This window comes from Mesonia sp. K7 (assembly GCF_003233725.1).
Classification (GTDB): domain Bacteria; phylum Bacteroidota; class Bacteroidia; order Flavobacteriales; family Flavobacteriaceae; genus Mesonia.
Window position 1 is genome coordinate 38,782 of record NZ_QKQV01000016.1, and the last position, 7,364, is coordinate 46,145.

Consider the following 7,364-nt stretch of genomic DNA (forward strand, 5'->3'; position numbering starts at 1 on the left):
AGCGTGCAGACTTACGTCGGAAAAAAAGTTTCTGAAAACCTAAAGGAAACTTATGATGTAGATATCAATGTTGGGAAAATCAGTCTTTCTTATGACGGTGAAGTGGTTTTACAAGATGTGCTCATCAAAGACCATCATCAGAACAAACTCATCAAAGCAGACCAACTCAATACGGTTTTACTCAACTTACCAGGACTTCTCAGCGGAACACAACTTGATTTTGGTTATGCCGATGCGGATGGTTTAGAATTGCATATGCGACGTTACAAAGGTGAAGAGAATGACAATCTCAATGTTTTTGTGGGTAAATTTTCTAAAGACACGACTTCGACGTCAGATTTTAGCTTAAACTTGGATAAAATAGATGTTATCAATGGGCAATACAGCTATGTAGACGAAAATCTGGAGAATTCAGAAATTTTATTTTTAGACCAACTCAACATCAACGCAGAGAATCTTTTGGTAGACAATTCAGATGTTTTCGTAAACATCCATAAACTTAATGGAAAAGAAAATAGGGGTTTTGATATCGAACAATTAACTGCTAAATTTTCTTACACACAAGATAAAATAGAGCTTAAAAATATGGTGTTGCAAACACCAGAATCGTTGCTCAACGGTGATGTTTCATTACTTTACGAACAAGTAGAAGGTCTGTCTGATTTTGAAAACAAGGTTAACTTGAAGGCAGATTTTGAGGGTTCTAAACTCGCTAATGCAGATTTGTATAAACTCTATAACGAAGTCAATCAGGAAGGAACACTTTATTTTGAAGGAAACCTTTCGGGAACACTCAACGATTTGCAATTAGACAATTGGCAAATGACGGGAATGGACAGAACGGTAATTGATGGAGACATCCATTTGAAAAATTTACTGACTGATAATCCTGATGCTATTTTAATTACAGGAAACTTTAATAACCTGGAAACTAATTATTACGACTTGGTCAATTTTTTACCCAATGTCTTAGGAAAAACCTTACCGCAAGAAATTAAACAAATTGGTAACATCCGGTTAGAAGGAGAATTAGAAGCAAGTCCGTTACACGTAAAAACAAACTCATTGGTTTATACGCAATTAGGAAATGCTAATTTAGACATTACTTTAAGTGATATCAAGAATTTTGACAATGCATCCTATAATGGAAAAATAGCGATTTCTAATTTCAATCTAGGGCGTTTACTGAATAACAACTCTTTAGGTAAAACCTCTTTTGATTTGGTCGTCGATGGTGTAGGTTTTACGCCAGAAAGTGTAAATACGACTTTAAAAGGAAATATTAAAAACTTTACTTTCAATAAATATACCTATAGAAACATCAAGGTTTCCGGAAATTTAAAAAATCCTATTTTTAACGGAATTGTCACCATAAACGACCCGAATTTAGAATTGGATTTTGATGGTTTGATTGATATTTCTGAAAATCAAAATATTTATGATTTTGATGCTGATATCAAAAAAGCAAACCTTAATGCTTTGAAGTTTATAGAACGAGATTCATTGTCTATTTTTAAAGGAAAATTAGACATCGATATGCGCGGAACAACCATAGATAATGTGGTTGGCGATATTCAACTTACGAGTGCAAATTACCAAAACCAGACCAAAAATTACGTTTTTGATACGCTAACGATTACTTCTAATTTTGAAAATGATGAGCGTATTATTTTGGTAAATTCCCCTGACTTTTTAAAAGGAGAATTACGAGGAAAATTTAAGATTGCAGAAGTTCCTGCGATGTTCGAGAACTCTATAGGAAGTTTATATACCAATTACAATCCGATACCGATAGAAGAACACCAGTATTTGAGTTTCGATTTTGATATTTATAGCAAAGGTGTTGAGATATTTGTACCCGATTTGAGCTTTGAAAACGAAACTTATTTCCGCGGAAGCGTAGAATCTGACGAAAAAGACTTTAAGTTTAATTTTAAATCGCCTTACATAAAATATGCTAACAACACCTTTAGGGAAATAAATGTTCAGATAGATAATTCTAACCCGCTTTTTAATGCTTTTGTAGAAATAGATAGCATCAATGCTGGTTTTTATAACGCTTCAGATTTCAATTTGATTAACAAAACGCTTAACGATACGCTTTTTGTAAGAAGCAGGTTTAAAGGGGGAACCAACAATGTAGATAATTTTAATTTGAGTTTATACCACACAATTAACGAAAATAATGAGTCTGTACTTGGTTTTAAAAAATCAGATTTTCAGTTTAAAGAAAGTAAGTGGAACATCAATGCAAGCAATAGCAACAACCAAAAAATTGTCATCAATAAAGATTTGAAGAGTTTTTCGCTAGATACTTTATTGATTAGTCACCAAAATGAAGTAATTGGCGTAAGTGCAAAAATGACCGATACGACTTATAAAAACATCAAAATAGATTTCAACAATGTCGATTTAGGTAAAATTACCCCAACCATAGATAGTCTAGATCTTGCCGGAAGAATAAATGGTGAGCTTAACTTTTTACAACGGGAAGGAATTTATTACCCAAGCAGTAGCCTGGAAATTAAGGGTGTAGCCATAAATGATACCGAATACGGTAACCTGAATCTTAATATCGAAGGAAATAACTCGTTGACTTCCTATAACATCGATGCGATTTTGCGTGATGACGAATATGATTTTGCAAAAGCCAAAGGCTCGATAAATGTAGATGACGAAAATCCGAAAATTAATCTCGATGTAAGTTTAGAGCAGTTTAAACTCGATGCTTTTAGTGCCTTAGGAGCAGAAATTCTGACAAATATTAGAGGATTTGCCACAGGTAAAGCAAAAATTTCGGGAGATTATAACAACCCAAATATCGAAGGGCGAATAAATTTAAGTGAGGCAGGAGCAACTTTTCCGCTCTTAAATGTAGATTTAGCTTTTGAAGAAGATGCGATTATCGATTTGTCGAAACAAAAATTTATTTTCAACGAGATTGATATCACCGATACCAAATACAACACAAAAGGAGTCATTAACGGCGATATTTCGCACGAAAATTTCGCTGAGTGGAAAATGAATTTAGGGCTCACAGCTTCCGATAGATTATTGGTTTTAGACACTCCACCAACAGAAGATGCTTTGTATTATGGTACCGCTTTTATTAGTGGTTTTGCTTCGATAACTGGGCCGGTTGATGAGCTTTTTGTAGAAGTTATAGCAACGACCGAAGAAGGCACGGTTTTTAAAATTCCGTTGAACGATGCAACTGTAATAGGAGATCATTCGTTTATTCATTTTTTAACTCCAGAAGAAAAAGAAGCCCGAGAAAAAGGGGAAGAAGTGATTATTCCTGAAGTAAAAGGCGTCGAGCTCTTCTTTGACCTCGATATTACCGATGATGCCGAAGTAGAGGTGGTAGTAGACCCAGAAACGGGAAGCAGCTTACGCGGAAGAGGAGCAGGAATCTTAAACATTGCCATCAATACCAACGGAAAATTTAAAATGTTTGGTGACTTTACGGTTTACGAAGGAGTTTATAATTTTAAATACGGCGGATTGGTAGAAAAAGAGTTTCTTGTTGAAGAAGGCGGGACCATTACTTGGGATGGCGACCCGATGAATGCCAACCTTAATGTTAGAGCAAAATACCAAACTTATGCCAATCCTGCTATTTTGCTGGAAAACCCAACAATTAATAGAGATATTCCTGTCGATGTTTTTATCAATTTAAATGGAGAATTAATTTCGACCGATTTAAGTTTCGATTTAGAATACCCTAATTTAAGTTCGATTGTACGTTCGGAGTTGGAATATAAAATTAACGATAGGCAAAGTACCGAAATTCAAGCCCTTTCTTTAATCACTCAAGGAGCATTTTTTAGTCAGCAAGATACTGGAGGTAACGCTCCAGGAAATTTATTGATAGAAAAAGCTTCCAGTTTATTCGATCAGATTTTTAAAGATGATGATGGTAAATTTCAAGTGGGTATCAATTATGTGCAAGGCGACAGAACAGCAGATCAAGATACAGCAGATCGTTTTGGGGTAACGCTTTCTACACAGATTGGCAAAAAAGTATTTGTAAATGGTAATTTTGGAGTTCCAATGGGTGGCGTTACAGAGTCTATTGTAATTGGTAACGTAGAAGTTGAATTACTATTAAATGAAGATGGTTCTTTAAGGGGAAAAGTTTTCAATCGCGAAAATAACATCCAATACATAGGCGAGCAATTAGGCTATACGCAAGGCGTAGGTGTTGCTTATTCGGTAGATTTTGATACTTTTAAAGAATTGATTTCAAAAATTTTAAACAAAGAATACAATCGTGTAAAAGAGGAGGAAGAGCAAGAAAATGAAGATGAAGAAGAAAATCAAGAATCATTAGCTCCTTCTTATATAGAGTTTCCAGGAAATTGATGTTATTCCTAGAAGGTGATCTACCTTGTATGTGCTTGTTTATGAGTTAAAAAATATATACTTTTACTTTAACATATTTTAACAATTTCCTGTATGACCAAAAAATTACTCTTTATTTTTCTCTGTATTTTTTGTTGTTTTTTAATCAAAGCCCAAAATATAACACTTTACCAACAGTTTAATGGGCAGTACGATTACACTGCGATAGGAGCGACACTCAACCCAGCTGAAAATAATTTAACAAATGACCCTAATGATCCTAACTTCTGTACCATAAATACTTCTGCTTCTGCAGCGTTAAACATTCCTGCAACACAAACGGTAGAGGCAGCTTACCTTTATTGGGCAGGTTCTGGGTCTATAAATACGGGAACAGCAGACTTAAATGTGACTTTAAACGGGAATATAAATCTTGGGCCAGATAGAACTTTTAGCCATACTATAAATACTGGAGTAACTACTTTAGATTTTTTTTCAGCTTTTAAGGATATTACTTCCATTGTTCAAACCACAGGAAATGGAACTTATACCATATCAGATTTTGATTTAACCAATGTGATTTCTACGTATTGTGGAAATGCAACAAATTTTGGAGGTTGGTCTATTATTGTTATCTATGAAGACTTATCATTACCTTATAATCAAGTAAATATATATGATGGTTTACAAGGGGTTTCTACAACTTCTCCTAATTTATTACTTAATTTAAACAACATTAACGTAATCAATAATTTAGGAGCAAAAGTTGGTTTTTTGGCTTGGGAGGGTGATGCGAGTTTGGCGGTCACCGAAACCTTAGAAATCAATGGTTTTACAGCGAGTAATCCACCACTAAACCCTGCTAATAATAATTTTAATGGAACCAATTCATTCACCAACAGCACTACCTTGTACAATATGGATTTGGATTATTATGATATCCAAAATTTTGTGAATATTGGTGATACAAATATGACTATTGAAGTTTCTACAGGGCAGGACACTATTTTAATGAACAACTTGATAACTGTAATCAATAGTCAATTACCAGATCCGAGCATTACGATAGACAATGTAACACTTACATGTAATTCTAGAAACATTATCATCGATTATACCTTGCATAATGTTGGTACAGAAACCTTACCTGCAGGGGTTCAAATAGAAATAAATGCAGGAGGGCAATCTATACATACCACAACTTCAACAGCTCCAATCCCAATAGGAGGTTCAGATACTTTTCAAGCTAATATAACTTTACAAACCAATATTCCAGATAATTTTATTTTAGAACTTATTACAAACTTAGATGCAAATGGGGTTTCTATTATTGATGAAATCACAGACACAAACAATATAGATACACAACAAATAAGCCTTCCGGTAGCATTAATAGAGAACCCTGCTCAAGACATAGCTATCTGCGATGATGTTTCAAATGACGGCGTAGAACTTTTTAATTTAACCTCTAATATTACTGCTGTATTGGGAAGTCAACAAAATGCAACAGTTACTGTTCACACCAGTCAATTAGATGCAGATGCTAATGCCAATCAAGTACTTAATTTAACCAATTATCAAAATATTACCAACCCACAGACTATATACCTACGGGTCACTTCAAGTGTAGATGCAACCTGCTATGTAACCGAAAGTTTTGATTTAACTATTTTGGCTTCTCCAAACCCAATAGTTCCTAATATTTATGAAATTTGTAATGATAGTACTGATCAAGACAGTGAAACAGTTTTTGATTTAAATATTCTCAGACAAACTATTTTAAATGGAAATACGAATTGGGATGTGACTTTTTACGACAACAATACAGATGCTTCTAGTGGAAATACAAACAATCTACCCATTAATTATACAAACAGCCAAAACCCGCAAACAATATTTATAAGAGTCGAAGACACAACAACCAATTGTGTAAATATTTTCACCACAGATTTAATAGTGAACGAATTGCCTGTATATAATGACATTGAAGATATCTATCAGTGTGATTCCAACAATGATGGTTTTGTTACTTTTGATTTAAACGAGGCTACAGCTCAAATCATAGGGGCCACCTCAAACTATAGTATAGTTTATTATAGCTCACAGATTTCGGCAGAAACAGAGGATCAAAATAATGATTTACCATACATTTACGATAACACAACTGCTTTTGCAGAACAAATTTGGTATAGAATAGAAGATATAAATACAGGTTGTTATATTGTAGATTCATTAAACTTATTAGTAGGAGGTAATCCAAATTTCAATATTCCACCACCATTAGTCTATTGTGATGAAGACAATGATGGGATAGGGGTTTTTATTTTATCCGATTTAAATCAAAGTATTTCAACCGATCCGAATATAATTATCACCTACCATCATACCCAAGCTAATGCTGAAAATGATGCGATTCCCTTAACCAGTCCTTTTGCAAACACCGTTCATTACCATCAGACTATTTATGTGAGGGTAGAAGACGCTACAAGCGAATGTTATTCTACTTTAGAAGCAACCTTGGTTGTAGAAGACAGTCCGCAGCCTGTGAGGGCACAATTTTTAGACCCTTTAGAAGCATGCGATTGGAATACTAATGGAAGTGAAGTATTCGATTTAACCCAAATGGAGCCAGCGATACTGGCCAACGATGTGCCACCTGCTGTGGCTACCGATTTTGATGTAAGGTACTATGAAGACGCAGGCTATACCCAGGAAATCACAGTGCCCACAGCCTATATCAGTAATGGTATGAACCAGACCATTTATGTGGTGGTTGAAGGCCTGAACGGCTGTACCGGGGAGACCAGCTTCGAGCTGATCGTGCACCCATTACCGCCTTTCGTGCATCCTCAACCTTTAGAGTTGTGTGATGTAAATAATCCAGGAGATGAAACCGAAGATTTTACGTTGGAAGATGCTTCTTTTGAAATATCGGGCGGAGATAACAGCTTAGAGGTGACCTATTACGCAACCCAGGCAGACGCCGATGCAGGAACCAACCCGCTAACAAGTCCGTATAC

The 7,364-nt window shown here is 35.1% G+C and carries 2 protein-coding genes; both read left to right on the top strand.

The features are described from left to right. The first annotated feature begins 3 nt into the window (after positions 1–3). Positions 4–4,365: a translocation/assembly module TamB gene (locus tag DNG35_RS10835; RefSeq protein ID WP_233494484.1), complete on the top strand. Its 4,362-nt coding sequence runs from the start codon at positions 4–6 to the stop codon at positions 4,363–4,365. Positions 4,366–4,458: 93 nt separating this feature from the next. After that, a partial coding sequence (locus DNG35_RS10840; protein WP_111129055.1) for a hypothetical protein occupies positions 4,459–7,364 on the top strand: 2,906 nt, incomplete at its 3' end.